The organism is Streptomyces sp. NPDC020875, from assembly GCF_040641415.1.
Classification (GTDB): Bacteria; Actinomycetota; Actinomycetes; order Streptomycetales; family Streptomycetaceae; genus Streptomyces.
On record NZ_JBFADP010000050.1, the window covers coordinates 1 to 15,045 of the forward strand.

Sequence of the window (15,045 nt, forward strand, 5' to 3'; positions counted from 1 at the left end):
GGGCGGGGCCCGCGGCGTCCGGTGCGTGCAGTCGCAAGGCGGAGGGTTTCCCTCGTACTGGACGTACTTGGGAAATCCCGACAACGCGGCGAATGTGCGTGCCGGGCGTCGCGGGCCAGGCGGGATTTTGAAGACATGGCCTAGGGTCGGGACGCATGATCGTATGGCTCAACGGCACGCACGGGGCGGGCAAGACGACGACCGCGGCGCTTCTCCAGCCGCTGCTCCCGGACTCCCGGGTACTCGACGCCGAGAAGGTCGGCGAGACCCTGATGGACATCAAGCCCGGACTGGCCTGGCGGGACGGCAACTTCCAGCACTGGCCGCCGTGGCGGCCGCTGGTGGTGGAGACCGCCCGCCGGGTGCTCGAGTACACCGGCGGCACGCTGGTGATGCCGATGACCGTGCTGGTCGAGGAGTACTGGCGGGAGATCAGTACGGGGCTGGCCTCGTACGGCGTCCCGGTCCGGCATTTCGTACTCCACGCCGACCGGGAGACCCTGCGCGGCCGGATCGAGGGGGACGAGGTGCTCGGGCCGTCCCCGTTCCGGATGCGGTATCTGGATCCGTACGCGGAGGCGGCCCGTACCTGGCTGCACGCCGACGCCGAGGTCGTCGACACCACCCGCCTCACACCCGCCGAGGCCGCGGCGCGGATCGCGAAGGCGGTCAACGCCTGAGCCGTACCTCCCGCCGCGCCCCGGTCGCGGGAACAAGGTTCTCCGGGAGACCGTTGATCCCGATGGCAGGGCGCGGTCCGGTTGTGTCCGGATCGGGCGCGGGAGCGGTGGAGGCGTACGGTGCACGGAGAGTACAAGGTCCCCGGCGGCAAGCTGGTGGTGGTCGATCTCGCGGTCGAGGACGGGCGGCTGAGGGACGTCCGGGTCAGCGGTGACTTCTTCCTGGAGCCGGACGACGCCATCGAGCTGATCGACACGGCCCTGGAGGGCGCCCCGGCGGATACGGACACACCGGGTCTGACGGCCCGGATCGACGCGGCGCTGCCCGCGTCGGCGGTGCTCTTCGGGTTCACGTCGGAGTCGGTGGCGATCGCGGTCCGCCGGGCCCTGGCGCAGGCCACGGACTGGCGGGACTACGACTGGCAGCTGATCCACGAGCCGCCGCAGTCCCCGGCGCTGCACATGGCGCTGGACGAGGTGATCACGGCCGAGGTGGCGGCCGGGCGCCGCCCGCCGACGCTGCGGGTGTGGCAGTGGGACGCCCCGGCGGTGATCATCGGCAGTTTCCAGTCGCTGCGCAACGAGGTCGATCCCGAGGGCGCGGCCCGGCACGGGGTGACGGTGGTCCGGCGGATCTCCGGCGGCGGCGCCATGTTCGCGGAGCCGCAGTCCACGATCACGTACTCCCTCTCGGTCCCGGATTCGCTGGTCTCGGGCCTCTCCTTCGCCGATTCGTACGCCTATCTCGACGACTGGGTGCTCGGCGCGCTCGGGGATATGGGCATCCGGGCCTGGTATCAGCCGCTGAACGACATCGCGACGGAGATCGGCAAGGTGGCGGGGGCCGCGCAGAAGCGGATGGTCGGCCCGGGCGGCGGGCCGGGCGCGGTGCTGCACCATGTGACGATGGCGTACGACATCGACGCCGACAAGATGACCGAGGTACTGCGGATCGGGCGGGAGAAGCTCTCCGACAAGGGCACCAGGAGCGCGAAGAAGCGGGTGGATCCGCTGCGGCGGCAGACGGGTCTGCCGCGCGAGACGGTGATCGACCGCATGATCGATTCGTTCCGCGCGCGGTACGGCCTGACGGCGGGCGCGGTGACGGACGAGGAGCTGGCCCGGGCCGAGGAGTTGGTGCGGACGAAGTTCGGCCATGAGGAGTGGACGACCCGCGTTCCCTAACGACTCCCGGGATCCGCCGTCGTGTCCCCCGGCGGGGACACCGTCGCCGGCTCCCGGGGGGTGAAGGTCACCGGGAGGGCCCGGGGGCCGCGGAACGTCGGGGCGTAGCCCCAGTCGATCTCGCCTTTCGGGATGTCCAGGGCCAGGTCCGGCAGTCGGCCGAACAGTGTGGTGATGGCGATCTCCGTCTGCATCTTCAGCAGATGGCTGCCCAGGCAGGCGTGTGCGCCGTGGCCCAGTGCCAGGTGCGGGCGGGCGTCGCGGGTGAAGTCCAGGGCGTCGGGGTCGGGGAACCGGTTCGGGTCGCGGTTCGCCGCCGCCAGCGACAGCAGCACCACATCGCCCGCCGCCACCCGGGCGTCCGCGATCGTCAGGTCCTCGCCCGCGTACCGGTACTCCGCCACATGATCGGGCGAGTCGAGCCGCAGCAGTTCGTTGATCGCCCGGGACCAGTCGATCTCGCCGCCGAGCAGGGCGGCGCGCCGGGCCGGGTGGTCGAGGAGACGCAGGACGGTGGTGCCGAGGAACTGGATGGTGGTGATGTGACCGGCGCCGATCAGCGTCATGACCATCACCTCCAGCTCGTCCCCGGTCAGCGCGCCCGACTCGATCAGCCGCGTCGGCAGGTCGTCGCCCGGGTGGGATCGTTTACGGGCGACCAGTCGCCGGACGTAGGCCAGCATCTCCGCCAGCTTCGCCTCGTCGCGGGGCTGCCGGAACTTCGCGCGGTACCACATGTCCAGCACGTCGGCGGCGGGCGCGCGTTCGGCTTCCGGGATGCCGAGCAGGTCGTGGACGACGGCGACCGGGATCTTCTGGGTGTACTCGGCGACGAGGTCCGCGTGCCCCCGCCCGGCGAACGAGTCGACGGCGTCCGCGCAGGTACGGGCGGTGCGTTCACGCAGGCGGGAGATCGCGGCGGGGGTGAACGCGGCGGCGACGAGCCTGCGCAGCCGGGCGTGCCGGGGATCGTCCAGCTGGGACAGGCCGGGCGGGTGCGGGTCGGGGTTGACCGGGGCGCCGCTGCCCAGGCGGCGGTCCGCCAGGCAGGCGCGGACGTCGTCGTACCGGGTGACCAGCCAGGTCCGGCCCGGGACGTTCGGGTCGTCGACGGGGCAGACCGGGTCGTGCTCGCGCAACCAGGCGTAGCCCGGGTACGGGTTCGCGGTCACGACGGACGGCTCGCGATCAGCAGCTTCTCCAGCGGGGACGCGGACAGCGGCACGGCCCGCGTCTCGGTGAGCCCGGCCTCGCCCAGCCAGGCCGCGAGGTCGGTATAGCGGTGTACGCCGCCGCCGTGGCCCTGCCACAGGGTCAGGTCGAACATGCCGAGGTATCCGCCGGCGGCCGGGCCGAGTCCGGCCGGTGGTTCGCGGTCGTGGTCGAGGATGGCGATGCTTCCCGTCGGGGAGAGCGACTTCGCCGCGCGCCGGAACAGTTCGCGGCACTCCTCGGGGCGGTGGCCGTGCAGCACGTTGAAGAGCAGTACCAGGTCGTGCCCGGAGCCCAGGTCGTCGGTGAGGTAGTCGCCCGCCCGCGCCGTCACCCGGTCCGGCGGGGCGTCCGCGCGGAGGGCCGTGATCGTCTCGGGCAGGTCGAAGACGGTGACCCGGACGTCCGGGCGGCGGCGGCACAGTTCGACGGCGTGGTCGCCGTGGCCGCCGCCGATGTCGAGGACGGTCGCGGCGGGGGGCAGCGCGGCGGCGATGTCGTCGGCGAGGTCCACGGCGGCACCGGCGAGCATCCGGCGCAGCCTCGCCCCGGTGTCGGGCCGCTCGCGCAGCCAGGTGTAGAAGCCCCGGCGGGGCGTACCGGTACGGATGGTGTCCTCGATGTCGGCCCAGTGCTCGAACAGGACCTCGTGCCAGAACAGTTCGGCGTCGACCGGGCCGGGGTTCGCGACGATCGTGACTGTGTTGTTGTCGTCGCGGTCGTCGCGGTCGTCGTCCCGCCGCAGGTAGCCGAAGGTCACCAGGACGTCCACCAGGCTGCGTACCCCGGCCGGGTGGCCGCCGATCGCGGTGGCCAGTTCGTCGACGGACAGCGGGCCCGCTTCGAGTGCGGTGAACACCCCGAGCCGGACACCGGCGATCATGGCCCGGTACCCGGCCGCGCCGAGCCGGTCCAGTACCGGGGCCGGGACGCCGGAGGTTTCTTCGGACATTGGCATGATCATCCACTTCCGTTCAGCGCGCCGGCACCGGTGAGGAAGTCCAGGTGTCTGCGCAGCATTCGCTCGTCGGCCGGGGGGAACCCCACTCCCGCCCCGGCCGCGGCGGCCCAGGTGCGGGAGCAGTCGAACCGCGGGTGCGGGCGGGGGTTTTCGGGCAGGGAGAAGGCGAGCGGGGCGAAGGGCCCGGCCGGGTCGGCGAGCATCCGCTCCCGCCATCGGTGGTACGGCACCACCTCGGTCGGGTGACCGGCCGAGGTGAGGGCGGTGGCGACGGCGGCCCGGGTGAGGCCGCCGTCGCCGTGGTAGTGGTGGTTCCGGCCGGAGTGGTCCGGGGCCTGGGAGAGCGCGACGATCGCCGCGGCCACGGTGTCCACGGGCACCATGTCCAGCACTTCGGGGGTGTCCGGGACGGCACCGGCGGCGATGCATCCGGTGAGCCAGCGGCTGAACGCGGAACGCGGGTCGGCGGCGCCGGTGGCGGTATCGCCGACAATGGCCGCGATGCGGTGGATCGAGACGGTCAGGCCGTGTCGGCGGGCGGCGTCGGCCATGGCGTCGGCCGCCCATTTGCTGAGGTCGTAGCCGCTGGTGAGGCCGGTCGGGTCGGTGGGAGCGTCAGTCTCGGTGACGACCCGGCCGTGGTAGGCGGTACCGAGGAAGACGCCGAGGGTGGAGATCAGATGCAGCGGGGCGCCGCTGTCCGCGGCCAGGCGCAGGATCGCGGCGGTCGCGTCGACATGGGCGGGTTTGAGGGTGCTGTAGGGCGCGGCGAAGTGCGGCACCGCGGCGTTGTGGTAGATCGCGTCCACGGTCGTGAGGGTGTGGTGGTCCTCGGTGGACAGACCGAGGCCGGGGGCGGACAGGTCGCCGGGGACCGGGATCACGCGGTCGGTGACCGGCAGCCGGCCGATGGAGCCCCGGCGGACGAGGCAGTGGATCCGGGCGTCGGTCCGGGCCAGGAGCCGGTCGAGGAGGTGGCGGCCGAGGAAGCCGGTGGCGCCGGTGAGCAGGATCCGGCGCGTTGGTCCCCCCGGGGAACCATCGGACTGATGGGCGCCGGACGGGTGGACGGGGCGGAGGCGGATCCCGTTCGGCGGTACGGCGTCGGCGCGCAGCCGGTCGGCCGTGGGCAGCTCGGCGGGGGCGCCCCGGTCGACGGCCGCCGCGAACGCCGCCACGGTGGGGGCGGTGAACAGGGTGCTCATCGGTACCGTGACGCCGAGCCGGTCGCGGACGGCGGCGAGGACGTGGGCGGCGATCAGGGAGTGCCCGCCGATGGCGAAGAAGTCCGAGGTACGGCCCACGTCGGAGCGGTCGAGAACGGTGGCCCAGATGGCGGCGACGGCCCGCTCGGTCGCGGTCCGGGGCGGATCCGCCGGGGCGGTGGGGCGGGTGGGGGGTTCGGGGAGGGCGGTGTGGTCGACCTTGCCGCTGCTCTGGGTGGGCAGGGCGTCGAGGACGACCACGGTGTCCGGCACGAGATGCGCGGGCAGCCGCTCGGCGCAGAAGGAGCGCAGGCCGGACACGTCCGGGACGGCGGGCCGCGGGTCGGAGGCGGCCGGATCGGAGGCGTACCCGCCGGGGACGGCCGGACCGGACGCGTACCGGCCGGTCGCGGTCGCGGCCGGGGCGCCGACATAGCCGATGAGCCGGTCGCCCCTGGCCACCACCACGGCCTCCGCGACGGCCGGGTGCGCGGCGAGCACGGCCGCGACCTCCCCCGGCTCCACCCGGTTGCCGCGGATCTTGACCTGGTCGTCGGCCCGGCCGACGAACTCCAGCGTGCCGCGCGGGTTCAGCCGCGCGAGGTCGCCGGTCCGGTACATACGTGCGCCGGGGTGGGCACCGTACGGGTCGGCGAGGAACGCCGAGGCGGTCGCGGCCGGGTTCCCCCGGTAGCCCCGGGCGGGCGCCGTCCCGCCGATGTAGACCTCGCCGACCACGCCGACGGGCACCCGGCGCAGGGCCCGGTCGAGGAGGTGGACGCGGACGTTCGGCAGTGGGCGGCCGATCGGCAGCCGGGTGGGGTGCTCCAGGCCGTCGACGGTGCGGTGGCTGGTCGCGCAGACGGTGGCTTCCGTGGGGCCGTAGTGGTTGTGGAGGGGGATGCCGTGTTTCGCCCAGGCGCGGACGGTGGCCGCCGAGACGATGTCGCCGCCGACCATCATCAGCTCCAGCGGGAGGCGTTCCCCGGCGAGATCGGCGACCCAGCGCTGCCAGAGGGGGGCCGCCGTGTCGATCGCGGTCAGCCGGTGTTCGACGCAGAGCCGGAGGAGGTCCGGTCCGGTGAGGCCGCCGGGGTCGGGGTGGACGACCAGGGTGGCCCCGGTGGCGAGGACCGGGAAGATGTCGCCGAACGCGGCGTCGAAGTGCGGGGGCGGGACCATCAGGAGGCGGTGCGCGGCGGTGAGGCCGTGTTCGGCGATGAACGCGGTGGTGAGGTTGAGCAGGGTGTCGTGCTGTACTTCGACGCCCTTGGGTTCGCCGGTGGAGCCGGAGGTGTGGACGACGTAGGCGAGTTGGGACGGGTGGACGGGTACGGGTTCGTGGTGGCCGGTGGCGGGGAGGGTGTCGCGGGTCAGGACGGTCTTCGCGCCGCTCGCGGCAATCAGGGCGTGTCGGCGGGCGGGCGGCTGGGCGGGGTCGAGGGGGACGAAGCAGCCGCCCGCTTTGAGTACGCCGAGGATCGCGACGATCGCGTCGGCACCGGACGGGACGGCGATCGCGACCGGGTCCTCGTTCCGGATGCCCGTCTCGCGCAGGCGCCCGGCGACGGCCGAGGATCTGCGGTCCAGTTCGCGGTAGGTGAGGGGGGTGGCGGCGAGGTCGAGGACGGCGGTCGCGTCGGGGGTCCGGGCGGTCTGTGCCGCGATCAGGTCCAGCACGGTCGTGGCGGTCGGCCGGTTGCGGACGGCCGGGCCGGTGGCCGGGGTGTCCGGCTGTCCGGAGGAGGCCGGTTCGGACCGGGTGCCGAGGGCGGTGTGGACGGCGCGGTCGGCCGGGGACAGCAGGTCCAGGTGGGTCAGGGGAAGGCCGGGGTGGCGGACCACGGCGGCCATGACCGCCAGGACCTGGTCGGCGATTCCGCCGATCGTGTCGGCCTCGTACCGGTCGGTGCGGTAGTCGATCAGGGCGAGCCAGTCACCGTCGCGCTCCCTGATGTGGAGGGTGAGGTCGAAACGGCTGGTGGCGCGGTTGACCGGGACCGGGGTGGCGGCCAGGCCGGGGAAGGTGACGGGGGCCGTCTCGCGGTTGAGCACCAGCATGGTCCGGAACAGGGGGTGGTCCTCCCGCGAGGTGGGGACCGTGGTGAGGATGTCGGCCAGGGAGATGTCGGCGTGGTCCATCGCGTCGGCCACCACCGCCGCGGCGTCGGCGAGCAGATCGCGGGGGGTGGCCCGGCGGTCCGTACGGAGCCGTAGCGGGAGGGTCGTGACGAACATGCCGATCGCGTCGTCCCACCCGGCGGGCCGGGTGCTGACCGGCGCGCCGACGACGAGGTCGGTCCCGCCGTCGCGGGTGGCGGAGACGATGGCGAAGACGGCGAGGAGACCGGCGAAGGTGGTGGCCCGCTCGCCCCGGCACCAGTCGGCGAAGCCGCGGGCGAGCCCGGCGGGGACGGTGAACCGGTGGGTGGCGCCGGGGGCGGCGCCCGCGCGGCGGGCGGGAGCCGGGCCGGTTTCCGGGTCCGGCGATCCGGCCCGCGCGGGTGCCGTGCCGTACGGATGGTCCGTCGCGGGTCCGGAGACGGTAGGGGCGTCGCGGAGCGCGTCGGCCCAGAACTCGGTGGTCCGTCGCCGCGGACCCGCGGCGGTCGGTACTTCCGGTACGCCGGTGCCGGGCGCGGCCCCCGGCACCCGGGCGTCCGTGGCACCGGCCGGGGGCGAGGCGGCCGGACCGGCGGCCAGGGACCTCAGCAGGACCGACATCGATATGTCGTCGCAGATGATGTGGTGGGCGGTGACCGCGAGGAGATGGGTCGTGGGGGCGGTTCTGATCAGATGGGCGCGTACCAGCGGCGGTCGGGTCAGGTCGAAGGGCTCGTCGGCGTCCCGGGCGGCCAGCCGTTCGGCCTCCGGCCACGGGTCCGTACGGGCGCTCAGGTCGGTGACGCGCCACGCCCGGTCCGGCAGTTCGTCCGTGGGGGGCGCCGCGCTCAGCCACGGGGTGTCGTCCTGGACGGCGATCGCCGACCGCAGGACGGGATGGGCGGCCAGGGTACGGGCGAACCCGGCGCGCAGCTCCGCCGCGTCGAGCGGCCCCTCCAGCCGGAACGCGGCGTGGACGACGTAGGCGCCGTCGTCCCGGCCCGCCTGGTTGATGATCCACAGTCCGTGCTGCGGGCCGGACAGCCGTCCCGGCGACGCGGGCACCGGCTCAAAAGCATCCGGAACGTCCGGGGTGTGCGGGCTCTCCGTGCTGTCCGGGGGCCCGGGATCGCCCCGGTCCGCTTCGATCGCGGCGGCCAGGGCGGCGACGGTGGGGTTGGCCATCAGGGTCCTGATCGTCACCTCCGCACCGGCCGACGCCCCGATCCTGGCGACGGCCCGCACCGCCGCCAGGGAGTGGCCGCCGCAGAGGAAGAAGTCGTCGTCGCGGTCGACCGGGCGGGCCAGCAGGGCCGCGAAGATCTCCGCGATCGTGGTCTCCAGACCCGGACGGGGTTCGGCGGCGACGGCCTCCTCCGCCGGTGGCGGCAGCGCCCGTACATTCAGCTTTCCGGCGCTGGTCAGCGGGAACGCGGCCACGGACACCAGCGCCGACGGCACCAGATAGGCGGGCAGGACCCGGCTCAGCCGCTCCCGCACCCCCGGCCAGCCCGGCGGCCCGGAGGCCGGGACGACATAGGCCACCAGGCGGTCGCCGTCCCCGGTCACCCGGGCGTCGGCGATCTCCGGATCCGCCCGCAGCGCCGCCTCCACCTCGGCCGGTTCCACCCGGTGACCGCGCACCTTGAGCTGCGCGTCGACCCGTCCGACGAACTCCAGGACACCGTCCGGCCGGCGCCGCGCCAGATCGCCCGTGGCGTACATACGGGCGCCCGGGACCGGCGAGAACGGGTCGGCGACGAACCTCGTCGCCGTCCGGCCGGGCGCGCCGAGATAGCCGCGCGCCAGCGGGAATCCGCCCAGGTACACCTCGCCCACGACATCGTCGTCGACCGGCCGCAGACCCGCGTTCAGCAGACGCAGGGCCACTCCGTCGAGCGGGTCGCCGATACCGAACCGGCTGCCCGGGCGGACCCGTCCGGCGGTCGACCAGATCGTCGTCTCCGTCGGGCCGTACGTATTCCACAGCTCGGCCCCGGCCAGCGCCCCGGCCAGCTCCGGTGTCAGCACCTCCCCGATCGACACCCGGATCCGTACGCACTCCGGTACGCCCCCGGCCGCCGCCAGTACCGCCCACACCGACGGGGTGACCTGGACGGCCGTGACCGCCTCGGCCCGCAGCCGCCGCGCGAGCGCCGGGCCGTCCACCACGGTCTCGGGCGGTATCGCCGCCACCCGGGCGCCCACCGTCAGCGGCGCCATCAGTTCCCAGACCGAGATGTCGAACGCCGGGGAGGTCATGGCCGCCACCACGTCCCCGGCGCCCAGTCCGACCAGCGCCGTCGACCGGGCCAGCATTCCGGCGACCGCGCGGTGCGGCACGCCCACCGCCTTCGGGCGGCCGGTCGACCCGGAGGTGTGGAACACATACGCCAGTGACTCGGGGGTGATCCCGGGGTCGACGGGCTCGAACTCGTCCGGCAGGTCCGGGATCTCGGTCAGCACGACACGGGCGGCCCCGGTGACGGCCCGGCGCCTCGGCTCGGGCCACAACGGTTCCACCGGTACGTACACCGCGCCCGCCCGCCAGATCCCGAGGACGGCCACCACCAGATCCGTACCGCGCGGCAGGTCCACCGCGACCCACGCCTCGGGACCGGCGCCCTTCGCCCGCAGTACCGAGGCCAGCGCCGCCGAACGGCGGTCCAGCTCGGCGTAGGACAACTCCCCCACCGCGAGGCCGTCCGCGCCGAACCGGATCAGCTCCGGCACGGTCGACGGCGCCGGAGCACCGGCCCGCCCGGCCACCGGCGGGACCGTCGCCGAAGCCCCCGCCGACAACGCGTCCGACGACGTCAGCGCCGACAACCGGCGGTCGGGGTCGGCGCACGCCCGGTCCAGCAGGGCCAGCAGCCGCCCGGCGAAACCGTCGATGGTCGCACCGTCGAACAGCTCCGTGTCGTGCTCGGTGACCACGGCCATCTCCGCGCCGCCGGACTCCACCATCAGGGTCAGGTCGACATCGGCGGTGCCCTTGTCCGGCGGCATCCGGTCGACCCGCACACCGGGGAGCACCAGTTCGGGCGGGTCCTGCATCACGAGGTGCGCCTGGCACAGCGGCGCGTGGCTGGGGTCGCGGGAGGCACCGACGGCCTCGACGAGCCGGTCGTACGGGACTTCCGCGCCGCCGAGTCCCGCCACGACCGCGCGGCGGACCCCGGCCACCAGCTCGCGGAACGTGGGATCGCCGCCGATCCGCACCCGCATCGGCACCGGGTTCACAAACATGCCGACGACGCCCGCGAACTCCGGCCCCGGCCGCCCGGACACCAGGGTGGCGACCACGACGTCGTCCTGACCCGCCGTGGTGCCCAGCGCGGCGGCGTACGCGGCCTGGAGCACGACGAACCGGGTGGCGCGGGTGGCGCGGGCGAGCGCGTCGACCCGGGCGGTGAGCCCCTCGGGGACGGCGTGGCGGCGCAACTCCCCCCGGAAGGAACGCATCCGCGGACGGGGCCGGTCGGTGGGCAGGGTGAGCAGGTCCGGCGCGCCGTCCAGCTCGGCCGCACGCCGGGCCGGGTCGGCGTCGGCGGCGTCCGGCGGCGCTCCGGGATCCGGCAGCGTCCGGTCCGGGTCGGCGTACAGGGCGCCGATCTCCGCGCACAGCACCGACAGCGACATACCGTCGACGACCGCGTGGTGCGTATTGATCACCAGTACGTGGTCGGTCGGGGTGATCCGGCCCAGCCGGATCCGGAACAGCGGCCCGGTGCGCAGGTCGAACGGCTCCCGTGCGGCCCGTACCGCGAACGCCTCGGCCGCCGCGTCCGCGTCCCGTTCGGTGTCCGCGGACGCGGCCGTGGCTGTGTCTGTTGCCGCGTCCGCGTCTGCGGGCGGCACCGTCCGCACCACGACATCCGCGGCGGCCACCGGGCCCACCCGGCCGACCGGTTCGCCGTCGGCCTCGGCGAAGGTGGTGCGCAGTATCGGGTGCCGGGCCACCACCAGATCCGCCGCGCGCCGGAGCGCGGCCACCGACACGGTGCCGGTCAGCCGGAACACCGCCGGGTTGTTGTGCAGGGGGGCGCCGTCGGCGAGCGCCTCCAGGAACCACAGCCGCCGGGCCCCGGGCGGGAGCGGGACCGTCATCGGTACGCTCCCCGGTCGCCGAACCGGCTCCGGTACGCCGCCAGATGCGCCGGGTCCCCGCGCAGGAACGGCGCGTCGGCGGCCACCATCTGGCGCACCGCCAGCAGCGGCAGCGGGCTGCGCATCGGCCGGAAGTCCGCGTTCCACAGACCGCGCGCGTCCGGCGGCCCCGGATGGAACTCGCCGATCATCAGGCCGCGTTCCACGAATCCGGCCTTCAGCTCCCGCTGGGTGCGGTCGATCTCCCCGGGCGTCACGTCCGGCAGCACCACCAGGACCGTCCGGTATCTGGCCTGCGGCCCCTCACGCGGCGGCAGATCGGGGAACCAGTCGCGGTAGGCGGTCATCACTGCCCGCAGGTCCGGCCGCCCGGGGTGGACGGCGAGGAAGAGCCCGCCCCGCTCCAGCGCGACGGCCGTATACGGACAGACGTCGCCGCTCCGCCCCAGATCGGGGTGCGGCCGGCACAAGTAGGACCGCGCCCATGCCAGCACCACCTCGGCGGCGGCGGGCAGATCCGGGTGATCCGGCTCGAACAGCGTGACGTCACCCGCCGGGTGGCTCAGCATCATCTCCCGCTCCGCTTCCGCCACGCCGCAGCGAGCAACGCGACTCCGCCGAGCCCGGCGAGTCCACCGAGGAGGCGGTCCTGGCGGCGGGCCCGGGCGAGCGCGTCGCCGTACGGGAGGCTGCTGTGGCTGATCATCGCGTACAGCGTCCGCCACCCCGGTAACAGGCGGCCGAGCGCGAAGTCGATCCGTTTGCGGGCCAGGAACACCGGGGACCGTACCCGGTCGCGCAGCTCGACGAAGTTCGCCGCGGACAGTTCGGCGAGGACGTCGGTATGCGGGCGGCGGCGGGCCTCGAACGCGGCGAGCGCGTCGTCCGGGGCGTACTCGGCGAGGCATTCGTCGAGCACCGCGCAGTCCTCGAACGCGGCGTTCATCCCCTGGCCGTAGAACGGGAACACGGCGTGCGCGGCGTCTCCGACGAGGACGACCCGGTCGTGCTGCCACGGCGCGGTGCGGACCGAGACCAGGCTGCCGGGCTCGTGCGCGAGGAACTGGGTGACCAGGTCCGGCACCAGATCGGTCAGATCGCCGAACTCCTCGGCCAGGAAAGCCCCGGCCCGCGCCGGGTCGCGCAGCCCGGAGAATCCGGTGGCGCCGTCGAACGGCAGGAACACGGTGCCGGTCAGCGTGCCGTCCGGGTTGGGGTGGGCCACCACGAGTCCCCGGCCGCCGGGCCAGATGTGCAGCGCCTCCGGCCGGTCGACGGCCGGGATGGTGAACTCCCGGTAGCCCCATTCCAGGTGCGTCTGGTGGAGTTCGGCGCCCGCCCGGCGGTTCAGATGCGCGCGGACCGTCGAGTACGCGCCGTCCGCGCCCACGACGAGATCCGCCGGGAACGTCCGGTCCGGGGTCCGTACCTCGGTACCGGTCAGGCCGGTGACGCGGTGCCCGAACCACAGCCGTACCCGGGGAACCGATTCGGCGGCGTCGAGCAGGGTGATGTTGAGGTCGTGGCGGCGGATCGAGTGCAGTACCTCGGTGTCGTCCGCGCCGTAGGGCTGGTAGGTGACCCGGCCGCCGTGGTGGACGATCCGGCCGCGCATGGGAACCGATCCGGCCAGGGCCTCCTCCAGCAGGCCGATGTCGCGCAGCGCCGCCCGGCCGCGTTCGGAGAGTCCGACGCTGATCGACGCGGCGTCCGGGCCGCTGGTGCCGCGCGGGTCGCCGCGCCGTTCCAGTACGTCGACCCGGTGGCCGCGGCGGGCCAGCCGGATCGCGAGCATGGTTCCGGCCATCCCCGCCCCGACGATGACGACCTTCATATCCGGCCCCTGGTCGAGTCCACCGAGGCCATCGGGTCCATCGGGTCCGCCCGGTCCGTGCGGTCCGTGTGGTCCGCCGCGGACAGGGCTTTCGCCAGGTCGGCCGGGGTCGAGGCGTCGAACACGGTGGCCACGGACGCTTCCACGGCGAGTTCGACCCGGATCCGGCTGACCAGCGCGGTGGCCATGAGGGAGGTGCCGCCGAGGGCGAAGAAGTCGTCGTCCGGCGCGGCCGAATCCACCGACAGCACCTCGGCGAACAACCGGGCGAGGTCGTCGGCGAGCCCGCCCGACGCCCGTGGCGCGGGCTCGGCGAACGCGGCCCGGTCCAGCTTTCCGTTGGGAGTCAGCGGGAAGTCCGCCACCGCCTCGATCATGTCCGGGACGAGATGGGCCGGCAGCCGCCGGGCGAGGTACGCGCGCAGGTCCGGCACGCTCGCCCCGCGCGGCACCACATAGCCCACGAGGTAGGCGCCGAGCGGTCCGGAGTGGGCGACGACCGCCGCCCGCGCCACCGCCGGGTGGGCGCCGAGCGCGGCCTCCACCTCGGCCGGTTCGACCCGGTGGCCGCGGATCTTCACCTGGTCGTCGGCCCGGCCGAGGAACAGCAGATCACCGTCGGGCAGTACGCGCACCAGGTCGCCGGTGCGGAACATCCGCGACCCGGGCGGACCCCAGGGGTCGGCGACGAACCGCTGCGCGGTCGGCCCGGGGCAGCCCAGATAGCCGCGGGCGACCCCGGCGCCGCCGATGTACAGCTCGCCCTCGGCGGCCGGGGCGCACTTCTCGTCCAGCACCCGCAGTTCGGTACCGGGGATCGCGGCCCCGATCGGCACCACCGGGCCGCCGGTGAGCGGCGCGCTCATGGTGGCGCAGGCGGTCGTCTCGGTCGGGCCGTAGGCATTGATCATCCGGCGGCCCGCGGACCAGCGGGCGACGAGTTCCGGGCTCACCGCCTCCCCGGCGACGATCAGGCAGGCGACCGAGGGCAGTGCCATGTCCGGCTGGCCGGCCAGCGCGCTCGGCGGCATACACACATGGGTGACGCCGTGTTCGGCGACGAACCGGGCGAACGGTTCACCGGGCGGCAGGCCCTCGGGCGGCGCGAGAACGAGCGTGGCCCCGGTGAGCAGCGCCATGCACAGATCGGCGACGGCCACGTCGAAACCGACCGACGCGTACTGCAGGATCCGGGCTCCCGGTCCGGCACCGAAGCGTTCCCGTTGCGCCTCCACGAGCCGGGCGATTCCGGTATGGGGAACGACCACGCCCTTGGGCTTTCCGGTCGAGCCGGAGGTGTAGATGACATAGGCGGCACAGGCCGGATCGGGATCCGCCGGCGGGACGAAGGGTCGCGCCGCGGTTTCCAGCGCCCGCAGGTCCCCCGGTGTCAGCACGAGGGCGGGGCGGGCGTCGGCGAGTACGGCGGCCATCCGGTCCGGCGGTTGGGCGGTGTCGACCGGCAGGTACGCGGCTCCCGCGGCGAGTACCGCGACGACGGCGACCACCAGGTCCGTGCCGCGTGGGATCGCGACGGCGACGATGTCGTCCGGTCCGACCCCGCGGTCGCGCAGACCGCCCGCCACCGCGGCGGCGCGGGCGTCCAGCTCACGGTAGGAGAGCGTGCCGTCGGCGGCGACCACCGCGATCGACTCCGGTTCCCGGGCGACCCGGTGCCGGAACATCCCCACCATTGTCTCGGCCGGTAAGGGATTCGCCTTATCCAATCGCGCGTCCACTGCGGTTTCACACTCC

8 protein-coding genes are annotated in these 15,045 nt (G+C 74.3%); 2 read left to right on the top strand and 6 right to left on the bottom strand.

All coding sequences use genetic code 11. From position 1 onward, the window contains the following. The first annotated feature begins 155 nt into the window (after positions 1-155). Together AB0G74_RS25825 and AB0G74_RS25830 are read left to right on the top strand one after the other, a co-directional pair. On the top strand, positions 156-680 hold the full coding sequence (locus AB0G74_RS25825) for an AAA family ATPase (protein WP_361150539.1): 525 nt from the start codon (positions 156-158) through the stop codon (positions 678-680). Between the two features lie 120 nt (positions 681-800). Next, positions 801-1,865 (top strand): lipoate--protein ligase family protein, encoded by a 1,065-nt coding sequence (locus AB0G74_RS25830; protein ID WP_361150543.1) that lies wholly within the window; start codon positions 801-803, stop codon positions 1,863-1,865. On the opposite strand, the gene AB0G74_RS25835 is transcribed toward AB0G74_RS25830, so the two are convergent. From AB0G74_RS25835 to AB0G74_RS25860, 6 genes are read right to left on the bottom strand one after another with little or no spacing between them, the layout of a single operon-like run. Next, positions 1,862-3,037, bottom strand: a complete 1,176-nt coding sequence (locus AB0G74_RS25835; RefSeq protein WP_361150546.1) for a cytochrome P450 — start codon at positions 3,035-3,037, stop codon at positions 1,862-1,864. The two genes, AB0G74_RS25830 and AB0G74_RS25835, sit on opposite strands and share 4 nt — an antisense overlap. Next, positions 3,034-4,029, bottom strand: a complete 996-nt coding sequence (locus tag AB0G74_RS25840) for a methyltransferase (protein WP_361150548.1) — start codon at positions 4,027-4,029, stop codon at positions 3,034-3,036. Before AB0G74_RS25840 ends, AB0G74_RS25835 begins: the two co-directional genes overlap by 4 nt. Positions 4,030-4,037: 8 nt before the next feature. After that, positions 4,038-11,456 carry an amino acid adenylation domain-containing protein gene (locus tag AB0G74_RS25845; RefSeq protein WP_361150549.1) on the bottom strand — a complete coding sequence of 2,473 codons (7,419 nt, stop codon included), beginning with the start codon at positions 11,454-11,456 and terminating at the stop codon, positions 4,038-4,040. Then, complete coding sequence (locus tag AB0G74_RS25850) at positions 11,453-12,028, bottom strand: DUF6875 domain-containing protein (protein ID WP_361150551.1); 576 nt, start codon at positions 12,026-12,028, stop codon at positions 11,453-11,455. Before AB0G74_RS25850 ends, AB0G74_RS25845 begins: the two co-directional genes overlap by 4 nt. Next, a complete protein-coding gene (locus AB0G74_RS25855; protein ID WP_361150553.1) occupies positions 12,025-13,290 on the bottom strand; it encodes an NAD(P)/FAD-dependent oxidoreductase in 1,266 nt (421 codons plus the stop codon). The genes AB0G74_RS25850 and AB0G74_RS25855 overlap by 4 nt, the downstream gene beginning before the upstream one ends. After that, positions 13,287-14,984 (bottom strand): non-ribosomal peptide synthetase, encoded by a 1,698-nt coding sequence (locus AB0G74_RS25860; RefSeq protein WP_361150556.1) that lies wholly within the window; start codon positions 14,982-14,984, stop codon positions 13,287-13,289. The genes AB0G74_RS25855 and AB0G74_RS25860 overlap by 4 nt, the downstream gene beginning before the upstream one ends. Positions 14,985-15,045: the final 61 nt, after the last annotated feature.